Source organism: Campylobacter sp. IFREMER_LSEM_CL1097, from assembly GCF_025772225.1.
In the GTDB taxonomy this organism is placed as follows: domain Bacteria; phylum Campylobacterota; class Campylobacteria; order Campylobacterales; family Campylobacteraceae; genus Campylobacter_D; species Campylobacter_D lari_D.
In genome coordinates, this window is the sequence record NZ_JAKMRT010000009.1 from 23,543 (window position 1) to 49,686 (window position 26,144).

A 26,144-nucleotide genomic window follows, 5' to 3' on the forward strand; every position below is an offset into this window, starting at 1 on the left:
TTTAGCTTTTTTAGTGAAAATTCCTACATAAAAGCTTGAACTGAATACTTATCTAAATAATATTTTGTGATGATCATTTTTCAATGATATATTTTTGTTTAAAAATACATTGAGTTGCTATAAACTATAATTATAAAACAGTACTTAAGCGAACTTGGAATTTTATAAGAGTAGTTTCTCTTGGGAAGTTAAATTTGTTTTTTGACTTAAAGCAATAAAGCTTTGTAAGTCAAAAAACATTATAAATTCTTACATAGAGCAAGTATTTTGGATAGTTGAATTAAGCATCCAAAGAACTTTTTCATATTTTGCGATATTTTCTTGAGCAAATGCTGCAGTTGTAGTATCGCTTGCTTTTTCAGCTTCTTCATTTAATTTTTTAAATTCAGCTAAAAGATATTTATAATCTTCTCTAATAAATTCTAAAACTTCTACAGGAGTAAAGCAATCTTTACCATTTTCTAGTTTTGGGCTTTTTGCATTTTCCATTAAAACTTTTTGGCAAGTAATAGCTTTTTCTCCAAGTTGTAAAACTCTTTCAGCGCAATCATCAAAAAGTTCTGCCATTTCTTCATAAGCTTTTTCTGTATATTCATGAATTGAAAAAAACTGTAAACCTTTTACATTCCAATGATAATTATGAAATTTAACCCATAAATGATGAGCATCTGCTTGTAATTGTAATAATTGTTTTGTTACTGACATGTTATCTCCTTTTTTATTTTTAAAATTATAACATAAAATTCTTAAATAATAATTATTATTATTATCTAATAAATTTTAATGTTAATAATTATTATATTTTCATTATACTCTTTTTTTACAATAAAGCAAATTTATTTACTTAATATATTTTTGAGTATTAATTTTCCCACCTCTACGCCAGGTTGATCATAAGTGTTAATTCCAAGCATAATGCCACATGCAGAAGTAAATAACTCATAATAATACATCAAATACCCACAGTGATAAGCATCTAATTTCTCAAGTTCTATTACATCAACACTTAAATTTTCAGCAATTAATGCATGCATGGTTGCATCGCATTGCGCGTTTAAAAGATTATGTAAATTAACTTCATTAGTAAAATCACAATTTTGTAAATGATTAAAGCTTATATTTGGGATACTAGGAGATTTTTGACTATCTTTGATTTTTAAAAAAGTAACAGTTTTATCTTTGGGTCCATCCATGATAAGTTGTAAAAAGCTATGCTGATCTCTAGCGCCAATTAAAGCAATAGGAGTTAAACCTATGCGTTTAAAGCCCTGTTTTTTACCTAGACTTTCAGCAATTAGTTGAATATACCATTCATTAAAACCTTTAAAAGCATCTCCATAAGAAAAAAGCACATTAATATGTGCACTTTTATGTGTGCAGTAATGATAAGCCTTTTGCAAAATTTGATCACATTTTTTCTCAAAAAAATCCACATAACAAGCTTTTGCGCCTTCTAATAAGGCTTTAGTATCATAGCCACAAAAACTCAAAGGAACAATACCAATAGCAGATAAAACACTAAATCTACCACCGACATTTTTAGGTATAAAAAAGCATTTTATGTTTAATTCTTCTCCTAGTTTGTGAAGTTTTGACTCAAAATCAGTAATAAACACAAAATTTTTGTGTAAATTTTCATTTTTAAAATCAAAATGAGCAATGATGAGTTTAAATAAAGAAATCACTTCTATAGTTGTGCCTGATTTGCTTGCTATGATGAAAAGTGTTTTTTGGGGATTTATTTTTTGCATAGTTTGGGTAAAAGTATGTGAGGAAGTATTATCTATAATGAAAAGTTTTTTTTCTTCTACTTGATCAAATAAAAGCTCTTTTAAAGCTTTAACCCCACAACTTGATCCACCCATGCCCACTAAAACGATATTTTCTATATGAGTTTTAGTTGCGATAAATTCTTTACTTTCTTTGATTAAATCAAAGCTTGTATCTACTAAGTGATAATACCCTATATCGCCACTTTCTAACTCATCATTCATTCTATTTGCATAAGCGGTAATTTTTTTAAAATCTTGGGTTTTAAAAAATAAAGTATTATTTAGCATTTTTACTTTTCTCATAAAAATAATTTGTCGCCTCAACAAAGCCTTCTACGCTTCCACAATCAAACCTTTTTCCTTTAAATTTATAAGCTAAAACCATATTATTAGTTGCTTGTGAAAGTAATGCATCAGTTAGTTGAATTTCTCCGTTTTTACCTGCTTTAGTATTTTCTAAAATACCAAAAATATCAGGCGTTAGAATGTATCTTCCTATGATAGCTAAGTTGCTTGGGGCATCTTTTGGATCAGGTTTTTCTACCATAGAATTTACCATGATCAAATCCTCTTCCACAGCATTTCCTGCTATAACCCCATAGTTTGAAACTTGATCAGCTTCAACTTCCATCACAGCTATAACAGAGCAGCGGTATTTTTCATAAATTTTTACCATTTGAGCTAAGACATTTATCCCATCTTCATTTACACATAAATCATCTGCTAAAATAACTCCAAAAGCTTCATCTTGCACTAAAGGCTTTGCTTTTAAAACCGCATCTCCTAAGCCTTTCATTTCATTTTGTCTTGTAAAAGTAAAAGTGCAGCGATCTATGAGTGTTCTTATTTCATTTAAAAGATATTCTTTTTTAGTACCTGCGATTTGGTGTTCAAGTTCATAAGAAATATCAAAATAATCCTCCAAAGCCCTTTTTCCACGCCCTGTAACAAAGCCCATGGTTTCCATACCAGCTTCTAAAGCCTCATCTACACCATAATGAATTAAAGGCTTAGTTAGTATAGGCAGCATTTCTTTAGGTAGGGTTTTTGTAGCAGGTAAAAATCTAGTACCATAACCTGCTGCAGGAAAAATACAAGTTTGAAGCATAGTTTATCCTTAAATTTTTATAAGTTGTTTTGATTATAATTTTATTTAAATATTATAACTAATTTAAGGAAAAAATGAAAACTATTGATCAAATTTATCAAGCAAAAATAGAAATCAAAAAATCAACTTTTTTGTCGTTTTTATGTCCTTTTGAAGAGTTTCAAACTTTAATGCAAAAGCTAAGAAATGAGCATTTAAAAGCCGTGCATTTTGTATATGCTTATAGGTATTTAAATGAATTTGATCAAATCATAGAAGATAAAAGTGATGATGGTGAGCCAAAAGGAACTTCTGCTATGCCTTGTTTGAATGTCTTAAGAGGGGCTTTGCTTGTTAATTGTGCGGTGATTGTGGTGCGTTATTTTGGAGGGATTAAACTTGGTACAGGTGGTCTTGTAAGAGCTTATAGTGAAGCTACAAATGAAGCTATTTTAAATGCAATGCTTTTAGAATTTGAAGCTAAAAATATTTTAAGTTTAAACATTCCTTTTTATCTTTATGCAAGATTTGAGCATTTTTTAAATAAAAATAACATTTCTTATGAAAAAAAATTTCAAGAAAATGTTGAATTGATTTTAAGTGTTAATACAAAAGAAGAAGAGGAATTTAAAAAATTTGCAAAAGAGTTTGAATTTAGTGGACTTATTTGGAAGTAAGCGTTTGCTTACTTCATTTTCATAAAGAATTTAAAAGATCTTTTACCATATCTTTTTGTGGCTCTTGTTTTTCTTCTATATTAGCTTGCATAGGAGTTTCGTTTTGTCCTCTAAAACGATAATTATAAATATTTGACATATTTGAGCTAAAAATTCCTGTGCTAAATTGATCTTGTCTCATGGCTTTTGAAAAAAGCTCATCAAGTTTTATACTTTGCTCGTTTAAATTTTCGCTATTGTTTTGACTAAGTAAAGACATAAAGTCTTCATTAGCTCCTTGAGTGCTTTTATAGGCACTACTTTGACCATATCCATACTCTTTAACCGATAAATTATCATGGTTAACTTGCATGTTTTCTCCTTTCAAAATATTACAAGGAAAAAACAAGCAAAAATCATTCCTTAATCACCATGAGTTGGGTAGTATTCAGCTTCTATTTCATTGTTTTTGATAAACTCTTCTCTAGCTTTATTACAGCGCTCATCTCTTAGTTTTCTATAAGCATTTCTACTTTCTAATTCTTGAGAAGTTAAAGGGCGATCTTCTAAAAATGAAATGTGAAAATAAGTATCATCTTCTTTGCTGAATTTTTCATAAAATTCAACATAGTCAAAATAATCTTTTTCACTTTGAAAATCAATACTTTCTTCTACATAAATAGTTGGGCCAAAACCTCTGTGATTTTGAGTAAAATGTCCAAAACCAGCTGCATATTTTATCTTAAACGAATTCATTCTAAACCTCCTAAAAATTCGTCATAACTTCCTTTAAAGTCTGTTAATTTCCCATCTTCTAAAAACCATATACGATTAGCAAAAGCACTAATTAGCTCTCTATCGTGGCTTATGCATATCACACAACCTTTGAAATTATACAAGGCTTCGCCTAATGCAATGATACTTTCAAGATCTAAATGATTATCCGGTTCATCTAAAAGCAAGAAATTTCCACGTTCTAACATTAATTTTGAAAGCATTAAGCGGTGTTTTTCGCCCCCACTTAAACTAGAAGCCATTTTTTCTTGATCACTTCCGCTAAAGAGCATTCTACCAAGACATTTGCGAATTTCATCTAAATCTTTGAATTTTTCACTCATTAGCCATTCATAAAGTTTCAAATTTTCATTGATTAAATTCGTTGTATCTTGTGAAAAATATCCCATTTCTATGGTAGCACCAAGGTGGATGTGGCCACTATCGGGTTCTAATTTTGATGCGATGATTTTAGCTAAAGTACTTTTTCCAACACCATTTGCTCCGATTAAGGCTATTTTATCACCTTTTTCTAATTTTAATTCTAAATTCTCAAATAAAGTTTTATCATAAGCTTTGCTAATACCTTTTAATTCTAAAACTTCATTTCCTATTTCTCTATTTGTTCTAAAAACTATACTAGGATCACGCCTACTTGAAGTTTTAATCTCTTCAAGCTCAAGTTTTTCTAAAGCTTTAGCTCTACTTGTAGCTTGTTTGGCTTTTGAAGCATTAGCGCTAAAACGGCGTATGAAATTTTCTAATTCTTCTCTTTCTTTTAAGGTTTTATCGCGTTTGAGTTCAGCTTGTTTAGCAAGCAAGGTTGAAGCCATATACCAATCATCATAATTTCCAGCAAAATCGCGTATTTGTTTAAAATCCACATCTAAAATTCTTGTACAAACTTTATTTAGAAAATGTCTATCATGGCTAATTACTACTAAAGTTCCCTCATGTCTTAAAAGTTCATTTTCAAGCCAAGAAATAGCTTCTAAGTCAAGGTTGTTTGTAGGTTCATCTAAAAATAATACATCAGCACCTAAAAATAATACTTGAGCTAATAAAACTTTAAATTTATCTGCACTTTGTAAAGTGCTCATGAGAGCATTAAAATCTTTAATATTTAAAGAGCTAAGAATTTTTTCACATCTAAGCTCGCAATCATAGTTTGGATCTTCTTCTGCTGTTATGATTTCAAGCTCGCTTAATCTATCATTAATTTCATCGGTAAATTCTTCACTCATATAAAGTTTTTCTTTTTCTTTTAGTGCATCATATAATCTTTTATTTGCACACATTACCGCATCTTTGATAGTGTAGTTTTCAAAAGCAAATTGATCTTGTCCTAACACTGCGATTTTTAAATTTGGATCTATGCAAATTTCTCCACTGCTTGATTCTATTTCGCCTGAGAGAATTTTTAAAAAGGTTGATTTTCCTGCGCCATTTGCACCTATAAGTCCATATCTTTCACCACGGTTTAATTTTAAATTTACATCTTCAAATAAAAGTTGATTTGCAAAACGCATAGTGAGATTTTTTATTTCTACCATAATTTTCCTTAGAATTTTCTAGATATTGTAGCGAAAAACTTTTGAATGAAGAAGGGCTTGAATCAAGTCAAACCTAAAATATCATACTAAAGAAAAGATTTAATCGTTTTATAAAGTTCTTCAGAACACTGCTCTACATATTTCTCCATTTTTGTCTGTAAAAATTTCCCATTTTCCTCATAAAACTCACTCTTAGTTAGGCTTTTAAACTCTTTAACTCTCGCTTGAGTATTTTGCTCTAAGTATTGTTTTATAATTTCACAAGTTTTACCCCTTGTGCGATATGCAACTATAAAAACATCGAAGCACTTTACACCTTGCTCCAAAGCTTCCTTATTTAAGAGCTCAAATTTATTTACAAGTTCCAAATCATCACCAGCTGAGCAAAAAGACACATATTGATCTTTAAATTCTACTATGGCTATAAAATCTCCTTTTTCATAATATTTAAAATATCTTATCAAAGGCTTCTTTTCTAAGGTACGTAAAAATGCACGAGAAATGCTTGCAGTTTTTCCTGTGTTAGCTGCACCTTGAAGTGTAATTAACGCGTTAAAATTCATCATTATTTATTCTTGCTTATCTTCATTTTCTATATTTTGTATCAAATCCATAATTTGATAAAAATTATAACTATAAGCCAAATCATCAGCTCTTGTAATATCCCAAATCCATAAAATTATAATTAAGATTTTTAAACCGATTAAAATTGCACCTCCAAATACAAATGCAATCCCTGCGAATTCACTTTGGAGTCCATTAAACACAATCCGTGGAAGAATAAGTATAACAACCAAAAGAAATATTCTTATCCAACCTGCAACTTTTCGCCCAGTCATAAATCTAGCAATTCCAAAAGCACCGAAAAAAAATGTTAAAAATCGTAATTTTGGTGCTTCTTTTAAATTTAGTTTATCTATCCTACTATCAAATTGCTTTAATTGTTCGCTAGAAAATTTTCCAAGCTTTTGTTCAATTAAATCTAATTCATAATCACCACCAATAGCCCACGCAATGTTTGCTATCGAATCCACTTTATCCACAAAAAACTCCTTTTTAAAAAATGATATTAAATTATTCCACAATTTAGCTTAATTAATATTGAAATAATCAATATTAATTAAATAAAACATAGAATATTTCAATTGTTTTTAATAAAGAATTTTTAATGTAAAATCAGCCCATAAGTATTTAAAAATTTAGGGTAGCTTATGGCAAAAAAGAGCAAACGCGATATGGCATATGAATTAGATATTGATGTTAGCACTTTGTATAATTGGAGAAAATACAAACCTAATTTATATCGCATCGTTATGCTTGGCTTTAAATTTGATGAACTTTTGGAAAAAAATAAAAAAAATTATGAAGAGCTACTTGAGATAAATCAAACCATACAAGATGAAATTGCAAAATTTAAATAAAAACAATTTAATGATTTTAATATATTTATTAGCTTTTTAATTTCATAAAGTTTTATTTTAAAAGTTTTTTCGTGTTATTATTTGTTGCTTTGAAATTTAACTATCTAAGATAAATTACATTATTTTTTACTAAGCATATTTCAGGCATATTTATTTTAATTTCTATTTTTATTTTACTTATAATATGTATTAAAAAAATAATTTAAAATTGTTGTATAATTTTTAAAATTATTTTTAAATTAAGGTTATTTGATTGAGTTTAGTTTTATTATCTTTTTTACCTTCTTTTAGTTTTGTTTTGGAATTTTTAGCTTTATTTTTAGCTTATTTTTTTAAGCAAAATAAGATTTTTTTCTTGCTTTTGTTGATTTTATGTGCTAGGGCTTTATCTTTAGTGGCAAGTGAATATCAAGCGCATTTGTTTATCTCGGTATTTTTACCTTTTTCTTTTGTGCTTTTTGTTTTTTTGCAAGATAGTAAGCTTGTTTTTGAAAGAATTAATTTTATTAAATTTGCGTATTTAGCCTTTATGGGTTTTGTAGCGTTAATACTTAGCACAAGTACTAATTTTAATGCAAGCATTACAAGTGAAATTTTTGGCCTTTCAACGCAATTTTTTAAGCCTATTAGTGAGTTAAGCTTTTGTGTGTTTTGGGTAGGAATGATATTTTTATTATTTTCATATTTTAAAAATAATGATTTTCATTTTTTGCTAGCTTATATGGGCTTGAGCGTGCAATTTTTATTTTACAATAGTGTTGATTTGGGTTATTATGAATTTGCTTCTTTGGTGTTGATAGGATTTTTAGTGTATAAAGCTTATAAAATAGCCTTTTTTGACACTTTAACCAATTTGCCAAATTTAAAGGCCTTAAGAAGATATGCTCAAGGACTTGAAAATTTTCATTTAGCCTTGATTGAAGTAAAAAATATCAATGAAATTTATCATCAAAAAGACTCAAAAATGGGTGAGTTTATAATGCATGAATTTGCTAGGATTTTAAAAAAAGCTTTACATGCTAGGGTTTTTAAAGATGATAAGGATTATTTTATTATTGTATTTGAAAATGAAAATATAGCCTTTGTACAAAGCAAGCTTCAAATGCTTGAAAATTTTATGCAAAAATATTGTTTTGAATTTAAAGAACAAAATGTAAAGTTAGAAATTAAACTTTGTTTATCAAGCAAAAATGAAAACATAGAAGAAAGTTTAAAACAAGCAAAATTAGAACTTAGAAGACAAAAGGATTAAAATGTTAGATTTGATTTTTAGAGAGTATGATATAAGAGGGCTTTACCCAAGTGAGTTAAATGAAAAAAGTGTAAAAGCTATAGGCTATGCTTTGGGTTTAGAAATGAAATCAAGGGGTTGTGAGAAAGTAAGCGTAGGCTATGATGCAAGATATAGTGCAAATGAACTTTTTAACTATTTAATCAGCGGTTTAAATAAAGCTAATATGCAAGTTTTCAATATAGGCTTAGCACCAACTCCTATGGGGTATTTTAGTTTATTTTTTGATGATATTTTTGATGCAAATATCATGATAACAGGTTCGCATAATCCAAAAGAATACAATGGCTTTAAAATAACGATTAATAAAGAAAGTTTTTTTGGTGCTGATTTGAAAAAGCTTTCTTTAAAAGTGCAAGAGTATTTAGAACTTGAAATCAATGATGATTTAAGATATGAAAATTATGATATTAAAAGCTTATATATAGACTTTTTAGCTAAACATTTTTCACATCTTAAGGGCTATAAAGAAAAAATCATTATTGATTGTGCAAATGGAGCTACTGGAGTGATTATAAAGCCTTTGGTGGAAAAATTAAATCTTAATGCACAAATTTTATTTGAAAATCCTGATGGAAATTTCCCAAATCACGCGCCCGATCCAACAGAGCTTGAAAATTTACACGCATTGCAAGTTGCGCTAAAAGAAAATGAAAATGCAAAAATGGGCTTTGCTTTTGACGGAGATGGAGATCGCTTGGTGGTTGCAAGTAAAGATTATGTATTTAAGGGCGATGAGCTTTGCTATTTATTTGCTAAAAATATAAAAAATCCTAGAGTTTTAGGTGAAGTAAAATGTTCTAAAAATCTTTTCGATGAGGTAGCTAAATTTGGTTTTATCATGATGGGTAAGACCGGGCATTCTAATATTAAAAAAATGATGAAAGAGCAAAATATCGACATAGCAGCAGAGCTTAGTGGGCATATTTTCTTTAAAGATAGATATTTTGGTTATGATGATGGAATTTATGCATTTTTAAGAACCTTAGAGCTTTTAGTAAATGGTTTTGATATAGAAAAATTAGTTAAAGAATTACCAAAACTTTATGCAAGTGAAGAGATTAAGCTTAAGGTTAGTGAAGAAAATAAATTTCAAATCATAGAAAAATTTAAAGAAAAAGTAAAAGCAAATGCTTTTGAAAATGTGCTTGATTGTAATGAAATTGACGGAGTTAGAATTACCTTTAAAGAAGGCTGGGCGCTTTTGCGTGCTTCTAATACAAGTCCATATCTTATCATGCGTGCTGAAGCTACAAGTGCTGAATTTAAAGACTTTTTAGAAACAAGAGTAAAAGAACTTTTTGAAGAAATCATAAAAGAGCTTGCATGAGTTCTTTTACATCAATATTTTTTGTATATAAATATGCTCTTAAGAGTTTAGGGATTTTTGCTTTTCTATAAATTTCTTTAAATTCTTTTGACATTTTCTCACAACTTACAAAAGGAAAAATCAAAACTTTTTCTTGTATGTAAACAATGCCTATTTTATGCGAAATTACTCCATCGCCTTTTAAAGCTTCTTGTCTTTGTTTAGCACTTAAAAGTATTCCAAGTTTTTTAAAGCATTTTGCGATTAAACTTTCATCTTTATGAGTAATGTAAATATTTTTAAATTCACAAATATTTTCTTCTTTTAAGTCTTTTTCTAGGTATTTAAAGCTCATTTTTACTCCATTTGGATAAAGCTTTAAAAACTCATTAGCAAAATTTTTGCGTATGAAATTTCTAAAATATTTTTCATCATCATTACTCTCATCATGAAAATAAGTGATATTGTTTTCTTTTAGGTAGTTTGAAATTTCTTCTTTTGGAATTTCAAGCAAGGGTCTTATGATGGTAAAATATTTTCTTTTTTCAATATCTTTAAAGCCAAGCAATTCTCTAAGTCCTGCACCTTTGGAAAATTGCATTAAAAACCATTCTAATTTATCATTTAAATGATGAGCTAGTAAAAGATTATCATAAGAGTGATTTTTGCAAAGTTCTTCAAAAAACTCATAACGCAAAGCTCTTGCACAAGCTTCGAAATTTTTTGTTATCTTGGGTGCGGTTTTGATGTAAATTTTTTTATGAAAACACTTGGCTAATTCTTTAGCACTTTGTTCTTCTTTATCACTATTTTTGCGAGTTTTGTAGTTTATAAAAGCAAGATCAAAATCTATATTTTTTTCTAAAAGCATGAAAAATAAAGCACTAGAATCACTCCCATGAGAAAATGCTAAAAGATTTTTCCCTTGCTTTAAATGATTTAAATATTTACTATCAATCATCAAACTTTCTTAAGGCTTTTGCAATGAGTTTTTTATCTAAGCTCTGCGTGATTTCACACTCATAAAGCTCGCCCATTTCTAAATTTCCACAATCACTTTCATTGATGAGAATTTCTCCATCAATATTTCTATCCCAACGCAAATCTTTTGCACCGATGAAAAATTCTCCTTCAGAGCTTTGACCTTCACAAAATGCTAAGGTTTTTTTACCAACTTGTTGATTAAAGCTTTTTTCTATGCAATCATCAACAATTTTTTCTATCACTTTTAATCTTGCATTGATGATTTTATTAGGAATTTGTTCCATTTCAAAAGCTGCGGTATCTTCTTCTTTGGAATAAGCAAAAACACTAATTCTATCAAAACCAAATTCTTTTATAAAAGCGCATAATTCTTCAAAGTCCTCATCACTTTCTCCAGGGTGTCCTACTATAAAACCTGTGCGTAAAAATGAATTTGGAGCTTGTTTCATTAAATTTAAAAGCTCGATTAATTTAGCTTTGTTAGCTCCGCGTTTCATGATTTTAAGCATATTATCACTGATGTGTTGTAAAGGCATATCAAAATAATTTACAAAAACTTTTGATTGAATGATTTTTTCTATCACTTCTTTACTAATGCTTGTTGGATATAGATATAAAATTCTAGCAGCCTTTACACCTTGGATATTTTCTATAGCTTCAATAAGCTTTAAAAGTCCATCTTTTTGACCTTGATCAAACAAATACGAACTTGTATCTTGAGCGATAAAAGAAAAGTCTTTATAGCCTTTTTTAACAAGTTCTTTTACTTCATTTATAATACTTTCTAAGCTTCTTGATTTAAGTTTGCCTTTAAAACTTGGTATAGCGCAAAATGAACATTTTTGATTACACCCTTCAGCTATTTTGATAAAAGCATGATAGTTTGATCCTGTGATCACACGATTGGTATTTTTATCTTGCAAGTAAGTAGAATTTGAAAATAGATTAGTTTTTTTAAGTATCATTTCATCAATTTTTTCATAATCTCCCACACCGGTAAAAAGATCAACTTCAGGTAGTTCTTTCATTAATTCTTCGCGGTAGCGCTGCATTAAACATCCTGTTACAACTAGCAACGAGTCCTTTTTTCTTTGCTCATGTAAATCTAAAATCGCATTTATGCTTTCTTTTTTAGCACTATCTATAAAACCACAGGTATTTACAATCAAAACATCAGCTAAGCTTGGCTCATCACAAATTTCATAATCACTTAATCTTCCAAGCATGATTTCACTATCAACTAAATTTTTATTACAACCTAAAGACATTAAAAAAAGTTTTGGCATATTTCTCACTTTAAATGTTTTATTTTTTGCTAAAATTATAAGATTAAATTATATCAAAATTAGAAAGAAAATTTTTATGGATAATTACGAATACAGCGAACTTTTAAAAAAATTAAAAAACAAAGTTGGAAATATCGCTTCTATTATTAAGCCTGAAGAGATAAAAGCAAGATTAAAAGAAATAGAAAATTTAGAAAATTCCCCTTCTTTTTGGAGTGATGTAAAACAAGCAGGCGTTATAGGTAAAGAAAAAACTAAAATTTCAAATTTATTAAAAAACTACGAGAACGCTTTCAATGCTTTAAATGACGCTAGTGAGCTTTTTGATCTTGCTAATAGTGAAAATGATTTAGATACTATAGAAGCTTTATTTGAAGATGCAAACAAGCTAGAAGATCTTATTGTAAATCTTGAAATTTCTATGCTTTTAAGCGGGGAAAATGATGGTAAAAATGCTATAGTTTCCATTCACCCAGGAGCAGGTGGAACGGAGAGTAATGACTGGGCTAGCATGCTTTATAGGATGTATTTGAGATTTTGTGAAAGAGAAGGTTTTAAAGTAGAAACACTTGACTTTCAAGAAGGCGAAGAAGCAGGACTTAAAGATGTTAGCTTTTTAGTAAAAGGTGAAAATGCTTATGGGTATTTAAAAGCTGAAAATGGCATTCATCGTTTAGTAAGAACTTCTCCATTTGATAGCGCAGGGCGTCGCCATACGAGTTTTTCTAGTGTGATGGTTTCACCTGAACTTGATGATGATATAGAAATAGAAATTGAAGAAAAAGATATAAGGATTGATTATTATAGAGCAAGCGGGGCAGGTGGACAGCATGTTAATAAAACTGAATCAGCGGTGCGTATAACTCATATGCCAAGTGGTATAGTAGTGCAATGTCAAAATGATAGAAGCCAACATAAAAACAAAGCAACTGCTTTTAAAATGTTAAAATCACGCCTTTATGAGCTTGAGCTTATGAAACAACAAGATGAAGCAAATTCAAGTGAAAAAAGTGAGATAGGTTGGGGTCATCAAATCCGCTCTTATGTGCTTTTTCCTTATCAACAAGTCAAAGACACACGCTCAAATGAAGCTTTTTCACAGGTTGATAATATCTTAGATGGGGATATTAAAAAAATTATAGAAGGTGTTTTAATAGCACAAAAAGCACAAGATTAATACTACAAAAGGATATTAAATGGAAAAAATTCTAGTTTGTGTGGATGTTTTAGAGCCTTGTAGGGAAAGTTTGCATTATGGGGTGTATTTAGCCAAAAAGCTAGATTTACCTTTAATGTTTTTATACACTATAGAACCAAATTTTACTAATGCTGAATTAGCTTGTAGTTTTGGAATAGGTGCTAGTGGATGTGTGATTGAAGATTTGGTAGAAGAGCAAAGTCAAAAAAATGAAAATCTTTGCAAAAAAGGGCAAAGAATTTTAGAAGAATTTTGTGCTTATGCAAAAGAACAAGGCGTAAAAGAATGCTTTAGTGTGCAAAGAGATGGAGACTTAGAAGAAGTTTTAAAAGAATACAATGATCAAATAAGATTAGCCATAGCAGGTTTAAAAGGCGGAGGTAAGAAAAACAAAATAGGCATTCATACAGAAGAATTAGTAAGAGCTTTAAATGTGCCTATTTTGCTTGTAAATTCTGCATTTAAAGAGATTAAAAGTGTGATGATGGCTTATGATGGGAGTAATTTAGCTAAAAAGGCTATAGAACAAGCCATTAAAAGACCTATTTTCAAAGAAGCAAAGCGTTATGTGGTAAATGTTTCTAAAGATGAAAAAGCTTCTTGTGAATTATTAGCTCAAGTAAGTCAAATTTTCAAAGAAGCAAATTTAAATGTACAAACTCAGCATTTAAGTGGAGAGATTACTCAAGCTTTATTTGATTTTGGTGAGCAAAATGATATAGATTTATTGATTATGGGGGCTTACTCACATCACTGGGTAAAAAGTATTTTATTTGGTAGTTTGACAAATGATATTTTAACTAAGGCTAAAAAACCTTTATTGTTAATTCGCTAACATTAATCTATTTTGATTAAAAATTATAAAATAAATACATGAAGAATTTTCATGTATTTATAAATTTAATAATAAAATAAAACTAATTGATATAAAGATTAACCATATAAAAAGAAAAAATGCCATTAAAAATGGTTTAAAACCTGCATTTTTTAAAACATTTTTATGGATATTTACTCCTAAAGCTACCATAGCCATAGAAAGCAAAAGTGTGTCTATAGTTTGTATGCTTGGTTTTATATAGTTAAGCGCAAAATCTGTATTTAATATTTCAAGTGAGCTAATACCGCATGCAAATAAAAACCACAAAGCAAAATAAGGAATATTTGCTTTAATGGAGATTTTTTCATTATTTTTACTTAGAAATTTCAATGAAAAAAGACTTAAGAAAATCAAAAAAGGCACTAGCATTAAAACACGCATCATTTTTTCTATGACAGCACCATCTCCTGCTTTTACAGCTTCACCTGCTGCAACAGCATGTGCAACTTCATGCAAGCTTGCTCCCATGAAATACCCCATTTGCTTTAAATTAAAAAAATCAAACCAACCTAAATTCCAAGCCAAAGGATATAAAAACATCCCTAAAGTTCCAAACACAACCACAGTGCAAACTGCTACGCCAACTTTAGCAGAGCCACCTTTAACAATGCTTTCACTAGCCATCACAGCAGCTGCTCCACAAATGCTTGAGCCACTACTTATAAGTATGCTTTCTTTAAGATCAAGTTTGAATAATTTTCCTAACAAAAGCCCTATAAAAAAGGTAGAAAATACCACTAAAAATGCTAGCAAAATCCCATTTAATCCAACTTTTTCTAAATCATTAAAAGTAATTCTAAAACCATAAAGTATAATTCCAAGTCTTAAAATTTCTTTTGTTGCTATGCCTAAAACTCCTGATTTTTTGAGTAAATTTGCATTTTGATGAGCTAAATTTCCTATTAAAGCTCCTAAAATCACGGCTATGATTAAAGCTGAAATTCCAAGATTTTTAAAAAAATTAAGCTCAGAAATAGCAAAAGCACAAAAAGCAAGAGTAAAAAGCAGTAAAAAAGCTTCAAATTTTCTATGTTTATATATATTTTTATGCATGAATTTTTCCTTTTTTTGTTTTTTGTAATCTTAATGATTTTTTTGTGATAAGTAAAATTAATTTTATTTGATATAATGATTAAAAATATTTATCAAAAGAGTGCTTATGACTTTTAAACAAATAAAATATTTTCAAGCCTTGTGTAGAAATTTAAATTTAAGAGCTTGTGCTAAAGAATTAAATATAACTCAATCTGCTTTGTCTTTAGCTATATTTGAACTTGAAAAAAGTTTAAACACCAAGCTTTTTGATAGAAATGCTAAATTTTTAAGTTTAAATGAAAAAGGAAAAGTGTTTTTAAAACAAATCACTCCTTTGATTTTAGAATTTGAACGCATAGAAAAAGCAATGCAAGATGATCAAAGCTATGAAATAAGTATGAAAGTTAGTCAAAATGTAGGCACTTATTTACTAGGATCTTTTTTAGATCAAAAAGCAGAAAATATCAAGTTAAATTTGTCTTTGGATAATAGTCAAAATATTATCAAAGATATTTTAGATAAAGAAATAGATATAGGTTTGATTGAAGGAATTTGCAAAGATAAGGATATAAAAAAGATTAAAATTTGTGATGATGAGCTTATTGTAGTGAGTAAAAATGACTTAAAAAAAGAATTTTTCATAGATGAATTAAAGGATTTTAAATGGCTAAGTCGCGAGCAAGGTTCAGGTGCAAAAGAAGTGTTTTTAAATGCTTTACCTGAAGATGTAAAGCTTAATTTGGTTTATGAGTTAAACTCAACTGCTATGATAAAAGAGTTGGCTAAAAAAGGTAAATTTTTAGCAGTTTTACCTAAATTTAGTGTTAAAGAAGAGCTTGAAGCTAAAAGTTTATTTGAAGTAAGATTAAAAAATTTTAAAATTTCAAGAGAGCTTTGCTTGATTTATCATAAAAATAAAGAACCAAGCAATAAATTTATAAATTTATGTGAGTTTTTAAAATTTTGCATTCAAAAAGATTTAGCTTAATTCTTGAATACATTTTTTAAAAAGTTCTCCTCTTTCTTCATAAGATTTAAACTGATCTAAGCTTGCGCAAGCAGGGCTTAGTAGGGCTACTTCATCATTAGTTAAGTTTTGATTGATTTTTTCTACCGCTTTAGGTAAAAACTCACAAAAATATGCTTTTAAATTAGCATTTTTAGCATAATCAAGTATTTTATTGGTGCTTTTTCCTATGGCATAAAGCTCTATATCAAGCTCTTTCATAAAAGCAAATAAAGCACTTAAATTCACTCCCTTATCATCCCCACCTATGATAAGATGAATTTTTTTATCCTTATAGCGTTTAAGAGCAGCTAAACTAGCATCAAGATTAGTCGCTTTAGTATCATTTACCCAAAGTCTATTTTTATGATCAAATATTTCTTCAAGTTTATTTTTTTCTATTTTAAACTCATTTAAAAGCTTATAAGAGCAACGATCTAGTATGATTTTTTCTATACTTAAGGCAATAAGAGCATCAAGCAAAAAAGGGGTTTTAAAATGAATTTTTTCTAAATCAATTTGCATTTTTTTAGCTAAATCTTGCTCATCTTCATAGCTTATAACATAAGCATGGGTTGGATAAGCCTCATACTTTTTAGGTAAAATTACCACATCATTTTCATTCATTCTTTCAAGCACGCTAAGCTTTGCTTGCTCGTAGTTTTCAAAGCTTTTATGCCAAGAAAGATGATCAGGTGTAATAGGTAAAAGCGCATAAATTTCAGGTTTAGCTATTTTGGTGTAAAAAAGTGAAAAAGATGAGCTTTCTAAAATCCATAATTTAGCATTAGCGTCCATTTGTGCTAAAGGAGTTCCTATGTTTGCTCCCATTTGTGCATTGATATGTTTTAAAAGATGATGTGTCATTTGGGTGGTGGTGGTTTTGCCATTTGTTCCGCTTATCCAAACACTTTTTGGCATGCCATCATAAAAAAAATCATACTCACTGCTTAAATTTTTTGCTTGCCGTATGAGAGAATGATTATTTGGAAAGCCAGGACTTGGAATTTCTAAGTCACTTTTTAAAGGATCAAATTCACAAGGTGGTAAAAGTGTATTGTTAAATTCATCCTTACTTATACTTGTAAAATGATCATCATAAATATCGCAATTTCCAAAACGCTGTGCAAAAGCTTTAGTTGTTTTTCCGTATCCAAAAAGTGAAATTTTCATTATCTTAACTTTATACTAATTAATGCAATAATATTTGCAAGTAAGGCTATCATCCAAAAACGCACAATGATTTTATTTTCCACCCAGCCTATTTTTTCAAAATGATGATGAATAGGTGCCATTTTAAATACTCTTTTATTAAAGATTTTAAAACTTCCTACTTGTAAAATCACTGAAATAGTTTCTAAAACAAATACAAAACCTATAAGTAAAAGTAAAATTTCATTTTTACTTACTATACCAAGATAGCCTAAAAATGCCCCTATACTTAAACTCCCACTATCTCCCATAAAAACTTGTGCAGGATAGCAGTTATACCACAAAAATCCCATAAGCGCGCCAACTAAAGCTGAGCTTAGCACCACAAGTTCTCCTAGTCCTTGAATTTTAGGTAAAAATAAATAAGAACTATAAATAGCATTTCCACTTAAATACAAAAAAGCACCAAGACTTAAAAGAGAAAATATAGAAGGCACGGTTGCAAGACCATCAAGCCCATCGGTTAAATTTACAGCATTAGAGCTTGATACAATAACTAAAATCCATAAAAACAACATAAACATACCACCATCAAAAATAGCATGTTTGTAAAAAGGTAAATAAAATTCAGTATTTATATCAAATAAATATAATAATCCAACACAGATAAAAGCAGCGCTAAATTGCCCTAGTAGTTTCATTTTTGGGCTTAATCCTGCGTGATTGTCTTTTTTTAAAATTTTCCCCAAATCATCAACTAAGCCTATAGTACAAAATAGTACTAAACATAATAATCCAACGATTACAAAACTATTATTTAAATCAGCACTTAAAACACTTGCTATGATAGTAGCAAAGATAAAAACAAGGCCACCCATAGTAGGGGTATGAGATTTAGCTTGGTGTGATTGTGGAGCGTATTCATAAATAGGTTGATTTGCTTTTTTATTTTGAGCCCATTTGATAAATTTTGGCATTAAATACAAACTCAAAAATAAAGCAATAAAAAATGCAAAACCAGCACGCACGCTAATATAAGAAAAAAACATATAATTTGTATATTCTGTAAGATAAAGCAAAATTTTAACCTTGTATTTGTTTTTTAAAAGCATAATTTTAGTAAAATCACATAAATAAATTATAAAAAAGAGTAAAAAATGAGTCAAAAATGTATTTTGATAATCACAGATGGTATAGGACATAATACAAATTCAAACTATAATGCTTTTTTTCATGCTAAAAAGCCAACTTATGATAAGCTTTTTGAAAATACCCCTAATGTTTTGATAAAAACAAGTGGCTTGGCAGTTGGCTTACCTGAAGGTCAAATGGGTAATAGCGAAGTAGGGCATATGTGTATAGGTAGTGGACGCATAATCTATCAAAATTTAGTCAAGATAAATAAAGCCATAGAAAATGACACTTTAAAAGACAATAAGGCTTTAAAAGAATTGTTGCAAAAATGCAAAAGAGTGCATATCATAGGGCTTTATAGTGATGGCGGGGTGCATTCTATGCATACACATTTTAATGCACTTTTAAAAATTTGTAAGCAAGAAAATAAAGAAGTTTTTGCGCATGCAATTAGTGATGGTAGGGATTGTCCTCCAAATTCAGGTTTAGAATTTATAAAATCTTTACAGGAATTTTGCGAAAAAGAAGGGGTTAATTTTGCTTCTTTATCGGGAAGATTTTATGCTATGGATAGAGATAAGCGCTATGATAGGGTTAAGTCTTATTATGATGCTTTATTTGCTAAGGCACCAAAGTGTGATGATTTTGTGCAATTTATACAAAAAAACTATGATGAAAATATCACAGATGAGTTTTTAACCCCAGTTATTAGTCAAAACTTTGATGGAATTAAGGCTGAAGATGGTGTGATTTTTATCAATTTTAGAAATGATAGAATGCGTCAATTAGTCGCTTCTTTAACCCAAGAAAGTTTTAATGAATTTCCAAAAGAAGTGCTTATAAAAAATGCCATTACTATGAGTTTGTATGATGAGAGTTTTAAACTACCTGTGATGTTTGAAAAAGAAGAGTTAAATAATACTTTAGCTTTTGTGATAGCTAATGCAAATTTAAGCCAACTTCACACAGCTGAAACAGAAAAATACGCTCATGTAACCTTTTTCTTTAATGGGGGAAAAGAAGAATTAGAATGCAATGAAACAAGAATTTTAATTCCAAGCCCTAAAGTAAAAACATACGATGAAAAACCTCAAATGAGTGCTAAAGAAGTCACAGATGAGGTGCTTAAGGGTATAGAAAGTGGTATGGATTTTATCGTAGTAAATTTTGCAAATGGTGATATGGTAGGACATACGGGTGATTTTGAAGCTGCGATTAGTGCGGTTGAATGTGTAGATGAGTGTTTGGGTAGGGTTATTGCTAAAGCAAGAGAGCATGATTATGCTTTTATTATTACTTCAGATCATGGAAACTGTGAAGCGATGAGGGATGAAAAAGAAAATATGCTCACTAATCACACAACCTTTGATGTTTTTGCTTTTGTCGAAGCTAAAGGAATAGAAAAGCTTAAAGAAGGCATGGGGCTTAGTAATATAGCACCAAGTGTGCTTAAAATTTTAAACTTACCTATCCCAAAAGAAATGGATGAGGCTTTATTTTAATTTAAAGGAGAACAATGAAATTTAGTGGAAAAAATGTTTTAATAACAGGTGCAAGTAAAGGTATAGGTGCAGCAATAGCCAAAGAATTAGCAAGTTATGGCTTAAAAGTTTGGATTAATTATAGAAGTAAGCCTGAACTTGCTGATGCACTAAAAGAAGAGATAGAAAAAAGTGGTGGTTGTGCGGCTGTGATTAAATTTGATGCAAGTGTTGAAGAAGAATTTACAAGTGCTATTGCAACTATAGTAGAAAGTGATGGTGAGCTTAGTTATTTAGTTAATAATGCAGGTATTACTAATGATAAATTAGCACTTAGAATGAGTATGGATGATTTTTCTTCAGTGATTAATGCTAATTTAAATTCAAGCTTTTTAGGTTGTAGAGAGGCATTAAAAACTATGAGTAAAAAGCGTTTTGGCGCGGTTGTAAATATTGCTTCTATAGTTGGAGAAATGGGAAATGCAGGCCAAACTAATTATAGTGCTAGTAAAGGCGGTATGATAGCTCTAACAAAATCTTTTGCTAAAGAAGGCGCAGCAAGAAATATAAGATATAACTGCATTACCCCAGGTTTTATAAAAAGTGATATGACTGAAGTTTTAAGTGATGAGATTAAACAAAATTATATTAACAATATCCCTTTAAAGCGTTTTGCAGATGCTAGTGAAGTAGCTCAAGCTGTGGCATTTTTATTAAGTGATCATTCTTCTTATATCACAGGAGAAATTTTAAAAGTCAATGGCGGGCTTTATATGTAAGCAAGGTTTTAACCTTGCTTAGTTTCTATAGCTACTACTGCTATAGCAAAACCTCCATCATGTGCTACGCTTACACTTGCTGATTTAATTTTGAATTCTTGCATGACTTTTTGAGAAAAACTAATATGCGGAGCATTTTTATCATCCTTAGAGATGATGATGTCAAAAAAAGAACATTCTTTAGAAATTCCAACCCCCAAAGCCTTAGAGGCAGCTTCTTTAATAGCCCAAAATCCGGCTAGAGTGTTGGTATTTTTTATATAACTTTGCTCTTTCTTGGACAAAAATTTATCCAAGAAAAGCATTTTATGTCTTTCATAAATTTTTTCTATGCGAGAGCATACGACTATGTCACAGCCTATCATTAAGATACTACAAAGTCGGTAAAATAAATATTTTTGATAAAACCATCAGTTAAAACTTCATTGATCTTACCGGTTAATTCATCTTTTAATCTTTCTTTACCCTTTGTAGTGCTTACTTCTTCAAAGGTTTTTGATGTTAAAGTTCTAATGATAATATCTCTAATAATAGCAACTTTTTTATCAAGTTCAGGAGTTAAGGTTTCAACATTTTGTTCAAGTTGAATGGTGCATTTTACATATCTTGATCCACCATCACTTAATAAATTTAGCGTAAAAGGTGCTAAAGGATACATCACGCCAATATTTGCATAATCACTCCCTCTAGCTGCTACTGCATTTGTTTTTTTAGGAGCTTGTGCAACTTGTGCGCTTTCTTCGGTTTGCGGGGTAGGATTTTCTTCAGAGCCGCCACTAAACATTAGATAAGCAATTGCTCCTACAATAACAAGTAAAAATACAAATAAAAATACAACGATAATGATTACTAAAGTATTCCCGCCTTTTTTCTTTGATTCACCTTGTTCATCCATCATATCATCAGCCATATTTTTCCTTTTATAAAATTTTAAAATGTTATTGTATCAAAAATTATATTTTTTTTAAATTATGATTATTTAATCTTTTGTAAATGTCTATAAACACTAGGTTCTGAAATATTTAAAAGCTCCGCAACTTTAGGAATAACACCTTTTACATTAAATACGCCTTTTTCATATAAACTAGCTATCATTTTTTGTTTTTCCTTTGGTTTTAAACTTTTATTTTTAAAACTTTCAATATCTATCCCCGTAATATCTTCAACGATTTCTTCTAAATCAAGTTTTATGTATTCTTTATTTTCTTGTTCAGGACTTTCATAAGAATTATCATAAATATTTCCAAGATTTAAAATTTCATCAGAGATTTTTTTAAATGCTGAAGTATCATGATTAATACAAAGCAAACCTTCAAGTTTTTCATCTTTTTTAATAAAAAAAGTAGAGCCTGACATTACTTGTGAGCTTTTAGCTGAAGTTTTATAATGTGTTATATAATCACGCTCTAAATAGATTTTGTTTTTAATCATTTCAATAGCAAAGCCTGTTAGAGGTGAATTTATAGTTCTTTTGCTAATATGATTATTAGCTATTTCTGCTATATTAGTACCATCTTCACTTACATCATGCAAAACTATTTCATAATTTCTTCCCAAAGCATCAGCAAGAAATTTCACTAATTTAATATAGTAAGTTCTTGTTTCTTTATCCATTAAACTCTCCTTGTTTTATTAATTTTGTAGTAAAAATATTTAAAATAAGAGCACTTATTCTTATTTTTCAACAATTTTAATACAAAATAAAAATAATTATGCTTAAAAAAAGATTATTTTTTCAAAAATAATAATTTTTATTGTTTAATTTTATTTTAATAATATAGGGATATAATTTATCAAATAATAAAAATTATTATTTATAAAAAGGAGAAAAGATGAAAAAACTAACCAATGATTTCGGAAATATCATAGCCGATAATCAAAATTCATTAAGCGCAGGTGCTAAGGGTCCACTTTTAATGCAAGATTATATTTTGTTAGAAAAACTTGCCCATCAAAATAGAGAAAGAATTCCAGAAAGAACTGTTCATGCAAAAGGGAGCGGTGCTTATGGGGAGCTTAAAATCACTAAAGATATTTCTCAATACACCAAGGCAAAAGTTTTACAGCTTGGAGAAAATACACCTTTATTTATAAGATTTTCAACCGTTGCAGGCGAAGCAGGTGCAGCTGATGCAGAAAGAGATGTAAGAGGTTTTGCTATTAAATTTTATACTAAAGAAGGAAATTGGGATTTAGTAGGTAATAATACTCCGACATTTTTTATAAGAGATGCATATAAATTTCCTGATTTTATCCACACTCAAAAAAGAGATCCAAGAACTCATTTAAGAAGCAATAATGCTGCATGGGATTTTTGGAGCCTTTGTCCTGAAAGCTTACATCAAGTTACTATTTTAATGAGTGATAGAGGAATTCCTGCAAGCTATCGTCATATGCATGGTTTTGGAAGTCACACTTATAGTTTGATTAATGATAAAAACGAAAGATTTTGGGTGAAATTTCATTTTAAAACCAAGCAAGGTATTAAAAATTTAACCAACGAAGAAGCGGCAAATTTAATAGCAAATGATAGAGAAAGTCATCAAAGAGATTTATATGAAGCTATTGAAAAAGGAGATTTTCCAAAATGGACTTTCCAAATTCAAGTTTTAAAAGAAGATGAAGCAGAAAAATTAGGTTTTAATCCTTTTGATTTAACTAAAGTTTGGCCACATAGTATTGTGCCTTTAATTGAAGTAGGCGAATTAGTACTTAATAAAAATGTACAAAATTACTTTAATGAAGTAGAACAAGCTGCATTTAGTCCAAGCAATATTGTTCCTGGTATTAGTTTTAGTCCTGATAAAATGTTGCAAGCTAGAATTTTTTCTTATCCTGACGCACACAGATATCGCATAGGGACAAATTATCATTTATTACCAGTTAATCGTGCAAAAAGTGAAGTAAATACTTATAATGTAGCAGGTGCTATGAATTTTGACACTTACAAAAATGGCCTTGCTTATTATGAACCAAATAGTTATGATGATAGTCCAAAAGAAGATAAAAATTACCTAGAGCCTGACTTAGCACTTGAAGGTAATGCGCAAAGATATGCTCCACTTGATAATGATTTTTATACCCAACCAAGAGCCTTGTTTGATATAATGAATCAAGATCAAAAAGAGCAATTATTTAAAAATATCGCTGCTTCTATGAGTGGGGTTGATGAAAAAATTATACAAAGAGCATTAAGTCATTTTGAAAAAATTTCAAGTGAATATGCAAATGGCGTTAAAAAAGCTTTGAAAATGTAATTTTTACTTGCCACTTTAAAAGTGGCAAACTAAAGATTATAAAGGAAAAATATGTTTAGTAATGAAGAAGAAAAAAGAATTCAAGAGCTTTGCACTATGGCTTTTGATTACGCAAGACAAAATGATTTACAAAATTTAAAGATTATGATAGAAGCAGGTTTGAGTGTGAATTTAAAAAATCATAAAGGCGATAGTCTTTTAATGCTTGCAAGTTATCATAATGCTTATGAATGTGCTAAGTTTTTACTAGAAAATAATGCTAGGGTAGATGAGAAAAATGATAGAGGGCAAACTCCATTAGCAGGGGTGTGTTTTAAAGGATATTTACCTATGTGTAAGCTTTTGGTAGAACATGGAGCAAATATTGATGAAAACAATGGTCTTGGTATGACACCTTTTACTTTTGCGTTGATGTTTGGGCATAGAGATATAGTAGAGTTTTTAACAAAGAATTCTAAAAAAAGTTTTCTTAAAAAAATAGCTTTTAGTGTATTAAAAATTTTCAAAAAATAGTTAATAATTTATAATATATTAAAAATATATTTTATTTATTTAAAATTATCAAAAAATTCTATTATTAAATTATAAATTTTTAAAATTTTTTATTATAGAAATAAAAAATTTAAGCTAAATTAAAATAAATTCAAATAAAATTACCCCTAATTTTTTAATGAAAGGATAACAAATGTCTAACAAAACAGAAAAATTATGGGGTGGGCGTTTTGATTTACCTACAAATAAATTAGTTGAAGAATATACTGCTTCACTACCAGTTGAGCCAAGACTTGCTCCTTTTGATATACAAGGTAGTATAATTCACTGCACCATGCTTGCAAAACAAGGTATTATAAAAGACGATGAAGCAAAGACTATCATTAAGGGCTTAGAACAAGTTAGAGAAGAAATTCAAAATGGTACTTTTGTGTTTGATATAGCTGATGAGGATATTCATATGGCTGTAGAAAAAAGAATGACACAAATCGTAGGTCCAGTAGGTGGAAAACTTCACACCGCAAGAAGTAGAAATGACCAAACTACTCTTGATTCAAAAATTCATATGAGAGCAGTTATTAAAGAAGTATTAACTCAAATTACTACTTTGCAAGAAGAAATCGTCCATCAAGCTCAAAAAAATATCAAAGCTATTATGCCAGGTTATACGCATTTGCAAACGGGCCAGCCAGTGCTTTTTTCACATTGGATTATGGCGTATTTTTGGATGTTAAGTAGGGATTATTCTCGTTTTGAGGATTTATATAAAAGAATGAATGAGTGTCCTTTGGGAGCAGCTGCACTTGGCGGAACTACATTTAATATAGACAGACATTTTTGTGCCAAAGAACTAGGCTTTACTAAACCAACAGAAAATAGCATTGATAGTGTAAGTGATAGAGATCACATGGTTGAATTTACTGCTATTGCTGCAATGTGTTTCATGCACCTTAGTCGTTTTTGTGAAGAGCTTATACTTTTTTCAAGTCAAGATTTTAAATTTATAGAATTAAGTGATGATTTTTGTACCGGTTCAAGTATAATGCCTCAAAAGAAAAATCCTGATGTAGCTGAAAAAATGCGTGGTAAGACAGGTAGAATGTATGGTAATGTTATGGCAATGCTAACTATTATGAAAGGTATTCCATTAGCTTATAATACTGATATGAGTGAAGATAAGGCTCAAGTTTATGATTCTATGGATACTTTAATGGCAAGTTTAAAAATTATAACTCCTATGATAGAAAAAATGCAAGTAAATGCTAATAATACAAGAGCAGCAGCTGCAAAAGGATTTTCAAATGCCACAGATATGGCTGATTATTTAGTAAGAAAAAATATACCATTTAGAGAAGCTCATAGTATAGTAGGTTCAGCTGTGAATTATTGTATTAAACACGGAAAAATGCTTGAAGAGCTTAGCATGGAAGAATTCCATCGATTTAATGAAAATATCCAAGAAGATATTTATGAGGTAATTGCTTTAGAAACTTGTATAGACGCAAGACTTTCTTATGGTGGTACAGGAACTAAAGTTGTATTAGAGCAAATTGAACATGCAAAAGAATTGTTGGATAAATGTAAAAAATAAACAATAAGG

Annotated in this window: 28 protein-coding genes; 12 read left to right on the plus strand and 16 right to left on the minus strand. The window is 29.5% G+C overall.

Annotation, left to right across the window (positions count from 1 at the left end):
- Positions 1–249: 249 nt before the first annotated feature.
- The 3 genes from L8W64_RS05175 to galU all read right to left on the minus strand — a co-directional run bounded on the left by L8W64_RS05175 (position 250) and on the right by galU (position 2,880).
- Positions 250–705: a Dps family protein gene (locus tag L8W64_RS05175; RefSeq protein WP_133319614.1), complete on the minus strand. Its 456-nt coding sequence runs from the start codon at positions 703–705 to the stop codon at positions 250–252.
- A 131-nt stretch (positions 706–836) separates the two neighbouring features.
- Positions 837–2,060 (minus strand): glucose-6-phosphate isomerase, encoded by a 1,224-nt coding sequence (locus L8W64_RS05180; RefSeq protein WP_047208746.1) that lies wholly within the window; start codon positions 2,058–2,060, stop codon positions 837–839.
- Positions 2,050–2,880, minus strand: a complete 831-nt coding sequence (gene galU, locus L8W64_RS05185) for a UTP--glucose-1-phosphate uridylyltransferase GalU (RefSeq protein ID WP_263673026.1) — start codon at positions 2,878–2,880, stop codon at positions 2,050–2,052. The genes L8W64_RS05180 and galU overlap by 11 nt, the downstream gene beginning before the upstream one ends.
- A 74-nt stretch (positions 2,881–2,954) precedes the next feature.
- Here galU and L8W64_RS05190 point away from each other — a divergent pair, with 74 nt between their 5' ends.
- Positions 2,955–3,536: an IMPACT family protein gene (locus tag L8W64_RS05190; RefSeq protein ID WP_220566792.1), complete on the plus strand. Its 582-nt coding sequence runs from the start codon at positions 2,955–2,957 to the stop codon at positions 3,534–3,536.
- Between the two features lie 19 nt (positions 3,537–3,555).
- Here L8W64_RS05190 and L8W64_RS05195 read toward each other — a convergent pair whose 3' ends face one another.
- The 5 genes from L8W64_RS05195 to L8W64_RS05215 all read right to left on the minus strand — a co-directional run bounded on the left by L8W64_RS05195 (position 3,556) and on the right by L8W64_RS05215 (position 6,885).
- On the minus strand, positions 3,556–3,888 hold the full coding sequence (locus tag L8W64_RS05195; protein WP_263673029.1) for a hypothetical protein: 333 nt from the start codon (positions 3,886–3,888) through the stop codon (positions 3,556–3,558).
- A 50-nt stretch (positions 3,889–3,938) separates the two neighbouring features.
- A complete protein-coding gene (locus L8W64_RS05200) occupies positions 3,939–4,271 on the minus strand; it encodes a hypothetical protein (protein ID WP_039617462.1) in 333 nt (110 codons plus the stop codon).
- A complete protein-coding gene (locus tag L8W64_RS05205; RefSeq protein WP_263673031.1) occupies positions 4,268–5,842 on the minus strand; it encodes an ABC-F family ATP-binding cassette domain-containing protein in 1,575 nt (524 codons plus the stop codon). The genes L8W64_RS05200 and L8W64_RS05205 overlap by 4 nt, the downstream gene beginning before the upstream one ends.
- 86 nt (positions 5,843–5,928) lie before the next feature.
- Positions 5,929–6,408, minus strand: coding sequence for a hypothetical protein (locus L8W64_RS05210; RefSeq protein ID WP_263673033.1), 480 nt, complete (start codon positions 6,406–6,408; stop codon positions 5,929–5,931).
- Positions 6,409–6,411: 3 nt separating this feature from the next.
- Positions 6,412–6,885 carry a hypothetical protein gene (locus L8W64_RS05215; RefSeq protein ID WP_263661141.1) on the minus strand — a complete coding sequence of 158 codons (474 nt, stop codon included), beginning with the start codon at positions 6,883–6,885 and terminating at the stop codon, positions 6,412–6,414.
- Positions 6,886–7,053: 168 nt separating this feature from the next.
- Here L8W64_RS05215 and L8W64_RS05220 point away from each other — a divergent pair, with 168 nt between their 5' ends.
- The 3 genes from L8W64_RS05220 to L8W64_RS05230 all read left to right on the plus strand — a co-directional run bounded on the left by L8W64_RS05220 (position 7,054) and on the right by L8W64_RS05230 (position 9,884).
- On the plus strand, positions 7,054–7,263 hold the full coding sequence (locus L8W64_RS05220) for a hypothetical protein (protein WP_039662706.1): 210 nt from the start codon (positions 7,054–7,056) through the stop codon (positions 7,261–7,263).
- 253 nt (positions 7,264–7,516) lie between these two features.
- Positions 7,517–8,515: a hypothetical protein gene (locus tag L8W64_RS05225; RefSeq protein ID WP_133319607.1), complete on the plus strand. Its 999-nt coding sequence runs from the start codon at positions 7,517–7,519 to the stop codon at positions 8,513–8,515.
- Position 8,516: 1 nt separating this feature from the next.
- Complete coding sequence (locus L8W64_RS05230) at positions 8,517–9,884, plus strand: phosphomannomutase/phosphoglucomutase (RefSeq protein ID WP_263660689.1); 1,368 nt, start codon at positions 8,517–8,519, stop codon at positions 9,882–9,884.
- Here L8W64_RS05230 and tilS read toward each other — a convergent pair.
- Positions 9,865–10,827: a tRNA lysidine(34) synthetase TilS gene (tilS, locus tag L8W64_RS05235; protein WP_263673035.1), complete on the minus strand. Its 963-nt coding sequence runs from the start codon at positions 10,825–10,827 to the stop codon at positions 9,865–9,867. The genes L8W64_RS05230 and tilS overlap by 20 nt on opposite strands.
- Positions 10,817–12,133 carry a 30S ribosomal protein S12 methylthiotransferase RimO gene (gene rimO / locus L8W64_RS05240; protein ID WP_263673037.1) on the minus strand — a complete coding sequence of 439 codons (1,317 nt, stop codon included), beginning with the start codon at positions 12,131–12,133 and terminating at the stop codon, positions 10,817–10,819. The genes tilS and rimO overlap by 11 nt, the downstream gene beginning before the upstream one ends.
- Positions 12,134–12,209: 76 nt before the next feature.
- Between rimO and prfB the strand changes: the two genes are divergently transcribed.
- On the plus strand, positions 12,210–13,310 hold the full coding sequence (gene prfB, locus L8W64_RS05245; RefSeq protein WP_047207962.1) for a peptide chain release factor 2: 1,101 nt from the start codon (positions 12,210–12,212) through the stop codon (positions 13,308–13,310).
- Positions 13,311–13,329: 19 nt separating this feature from the next.
- A complete protein-coding gene (locus L8W64_RS05250; RefSeq protein WP_263673038.1) occupies positions 13,330–14,166 on the plus strand; it encodes a universal stress protein in 837 nt (278 codons plus the stop codon).
- A 57-nt stretch (positions 14,167–14,223) separates the two neighbouring features.
- Here L8W64_RS05250 and L8W64_RS05255 read toward each other — a convergent pair whose 3' ends face one another.
- The gene (locus tag L8W64_RS05255) at positions 14,224–15,261 is read right to left on the minus strand and encodes a YeiH family protein (RefSeq protein WP_263659430.1); all 1,038 of its coding nucleotides are present in this window, start codon (positions 15,259–15,261) and stop codon (positions 14,224–14,226) included.
- Between the two features lie 106 nt (positions 15,262–15,367).
- Here L8W64_RS05255 and L8W64_RS05260 point away from each other — a divergent pair, with 106 nt between their 5' ends.
- On the plus strand, positions 15,368–16,231 hold the full coding sequence (locus L8W64_RS05260) for a LysR family transcriptional regulator (protein ID WP_263673039.1): 864 nt from the start codon (positions 15,368–15,370) through the stop codon (positions 16,229–16,231).
- On the opposite strand, the gene murD is transcribed toward L8W64_RS05260, so the two are convergent.
- Positions 16,223–17,422 carry a UDP-N-acetylmuramoyl-L-alanine--D-glutamate ligase gene (gene murD, locus L8W64_RS05265; protein WP_263673041.1) on the minus strand — a complete coding sequence of 400 codons (1,200 nt, stop codon included), beginning with the start codon at positions 17,420–17,422 and terminating at the stop codon, positions 16,223–16,225. The two genes, L8W64_RS05260 and murD, sit on opposite strands and share 9 nt — an antisense overlap.
- A complete protein-coding gene (mraY, locus tag L8W64_RS05270) occupies positions 17,422–18,480 on the minus strand; it encodes a phospho-N-acetylmuramoyl-pentapeptide-transferase (RefSeq protein ID WP_214125069.1) in 1,059 nt (352 codons plus the stop codon). The genes murD and mraY overlap by 1 nt, the downstream gene beginning before the upstream one ends.
- 78 nt (positions 18,481–18,558) lie before the next feature.
- Between mraY and gpmI the strand changes: the two genes are divergently transcribed.
- Positions 18,559–20,037 carry a 2,3-bisphosphoglycerate-independent phosphoglycerate mutase gene (gene gpmI / locus L8W64_RS05275; RefSeq protein WP_263673042.1) on the plus strand — a complete coding sequence of 493 codons (1,479 nt, stop codon included), beginning with the start codon at positions 18,559–18,561 and terminating at the stop codon, positions 20,035–20,037.
- Positions 20,038–20,051: 14 nt separating this feature from the next.
- Positions 20,052–20,795, plus strand: coding sequence for a 3-oxoacyl-ACP reductase FabG (gene fabG / locus L8W64_RS05280; protein WP_220566803.1), 744 nt, complete (start codon positions 20,052–20,054; stop codon positions 20,793–20,795).
- A gap of 8 nt (positions 20,796–20,803) precedes the next feature.
- Here fabG and acpS read toward each other — a convergent pair whose 3' ends face one another.
- The 3 genes from acpS to L8W64_RS05295 all read right to left on the minus strand — a co-directional run bounded on the left by acpS (position 20,804) and on the right by L8W64_RS05295 (position 22,409).
- Entirely contained in the window at positions 20,804–21,160 is a 357-nt protein-coding gene (acpS, locus tag L8W64_RS05285; RefSeq protein WP_133319595.1) for a holo-ACP synthase, read from the minus strand.
- Positions 21,160–21,705: a flagellar basal body-associated protein FliL gene (gene fliL, locus L8W64_RS05290; protein ID WP_133319594.1), complete on the minus strand. Its 546-nt coding sequence runs from the start codon at positions 21,703–21,705 to the stop codon at positions 21,160–21,162. Before fliL ends, acpS begins: the two co-directional genes overlap by 1 nt.
- Positions 21,706–21,770: 65 nt before the next feature.
- Positions 21,771–22,409 carry a transcriptional regulator gene (locus tag L8W64_RS05295; RefSeq protein ID WP_220566805.1) on the minus strand — a complete coding sequence of 213 codons (639 nt, stop codon included), beginning with the start codon at positions 22,407–22,409 and terminating at the stop codon, positions 21,771–21,773.
- A gap of 218 nt (positions 22,410–22,627) precedes the next feature.
- Between L8W64_RS05295 and L8W64_RS05300 the strand changes: the two genes are divergently transcribed.
- The 3 genes from L8W64_RS05300 (at position 22,628) to argH (ending at position 26,135) form a co-directional block, all read left to right on the plus strand.
- The gene (locus L8W64_RS05300; protein ID WP_263673045.1) at positions 22,628–24,052 is read left to right on the plus strand and encodes a catalase; all 1,425 of its coding nucleotides are present in this window, start codon (positions 22,628–22,630) and stop codon (positions 24,050–24,052) included.
- 51 nt (positions 24,053–24,103) lie between these two features.
- A complete protein-coding gene (locus tag L8W64_RS05305; RefSeq protein ID WP_220566807.1) occupies positions 24,104–24,565 on the plus strand; it encodes an ankyrin repeat domain-containing protein in 462 nt (153 codons plus the stop codon).
- 172 nt (positions 24,566–24,737) lie between these two features.
- The gene (argH, locus tag L8W64_RS05310) at positions 24,738–26,135 is read left to right on the plus strand and encodes an argininosuccinate lyase (protein ID WP_263673046.1); all 1,398 of its coding nucleotides are present in this window, start codon (positions 24,738–24,740) and stop codon (positions 26,133–26,135) included.
- Positions 26,136–26,144: the final 9 nt, after the last annotated feature.

Bases quoted from the DNA above. Each gene is read 5' to 3' on its own strand.
- fabG (WP_220566803.1), top strand. From the start codon at position 20,052: ATGAAATTTAGTGGAAAAAATGTTTTAATAACAGGTGCAAGTAAAGGT.
- prfB (WP_047207962.1), top strand. From the start codon at position 12,210: ATGGATAATTACGAATACAGCGAACTTTTAAAAAAATTAAAAAACAAA.
- L8W64_RS05220 (WP_039662706.1), top strand. From the start codon at position 7,054: ATGGCAAAAAAGAGCAAACGCGATATGGCATATGAATTAGATATTGAT.
- rimO (WP_263673037.1), bottom strand. From the start codon at position 12,133: ATGCCAAAACTTTTTTTAATGTCTTTAGGTTGTAATAAAAATTTAGTT.
- L8W64_RS05255 (WP_263659430.1), bottom strand. From the start codon at position 15,261: ATGCATAAAAATATATATAAACATAGAAAATTTGAAGCTTTTTTACTG.
- L8W64_RS05190 (WP_220566792.1), top strand. From the start codon at position 2,955: ATGAAAACTATTGATCAAATTTATCAAGCAAAAATAGAAATCAAAAAA.
- L8W64_RS05295 (WP_220566805.1), bottom strand. From the start codon at position 22,409: ATGGATAAAGAAACAAGAACTTACTATATTAAATTAGTGAAATTTCTT.
- acpS (WP_133319595.1), bottom strand. From the start codon at position 21,160: ATGATAGGCTGTGACATAGTCGTATGCTCTCGCATAGAAAAAATTTAT.
- L8W64_RS05180 (WP_047208746.1), bottom strand. From the start codon at position 2,060: ATGCTAAATAATACTTTATTTTTTAAAACCCAAGATTTTAAAAAAATT.
- gpmI (WP_263673042.1), top strand. From the start codon at position 18,559: ATGAGTCAAAAATGTATTTTGATAATCACAGATGGTATAGGACATAAT.
- L8W64_RS05200 (WP_039617462.1), bottom strand. From the start codon at position 4,271: ATGAATTCGTTTAAGATAAAATATGCAGCTGGTTTTGGACATTTTACT.
- fliL (WP_133319594.1), bottom strand. From the start codon at position 21,705: ATGGCTGATGATATGATGGATGAACAAGGTGAATCAAAGAAAAAAGGC.
- L8W64_RS05195 (WP_263673029.1), bottom strand. From the start codon at position 3,888: ATGCAAGTTAACCATGATAATTTATCGGTTAAAGAGTATGGATATGGT.
- L8W64_RS05260 (WP_263673039.1), top strand. From the start codon at position 15,368: ATGACTTTTAAACAAATAAAATATTTTCAAGCCTTGTGTAGAAATTTA.
- L8W64_RS05175 (WP_133319614.1), bottom strand. From the start codon at position 705: ATGTCAGTAACAAAACAATTATTACAATTACAAGCAGATGCTCATCAT.
- L8W64_RS05300 (WP_263673045.1), top strand. From the start codon at position 22,628: ATGAAAAAACTAACCAATGATTTCGGAAATATCATAGCCGATAATCAA.
- galU (WP_263673026.1), bottom strand. From the start codon at position 2,880: ATGCTTCAAACTTGTATTTTTCCTGCAGCAGGTTATGGTACTAGATTT.
- argH (WP_263673046.1), top strand. From the start codon at position 24,738: ATGTCTAACAAAACAGAAAAATTATGGGGTGGGCGTTTTGATTTACCT.
- L8W64_RS05205 (WP_263673031.1), bottom strand. From the start codon at position 5,842: ATGGTAGAAATAAAAAATCTCACTATGCGTTTTGCAAATCAACTTTTA.
- L8W64_RS05250 (WP_263673038.1), top strand. From the start codon at position 13,330: ATGGAAAAAATTCTAGTTTGTGTGGATGTTTTAGAGCCTTGTAGGGAA.
- L8W64_RS05210 (WP_263673033.1), bottom strand. From the start codon at position 6,408: ATGATGAATTTTAACGCGTTAATTACACTTCAAGGTGCAGCTAACACA.
- L8W64_RS05305 (WP_220566807.1), top strand. From the start codon at position 24,104: ATGTTTAGTAATGAAGAAGAAAAAAGAATTCAAGAGCTTTGCACTATG.
- L8W64_RS05230 (WP_263660689.1), top strand. From the start codon at position 8,517: ATGTTAGATTTGATTTTTAGAGAGTATGATATAAGAGGGCTTTACCCA.
- murD (WP_263673041.1), bottom strand. From the start codon at position 17,422: ATGAAAATTTCACTTTTTGGATACGGAAAAACAACTAAAGCTTTTGCA.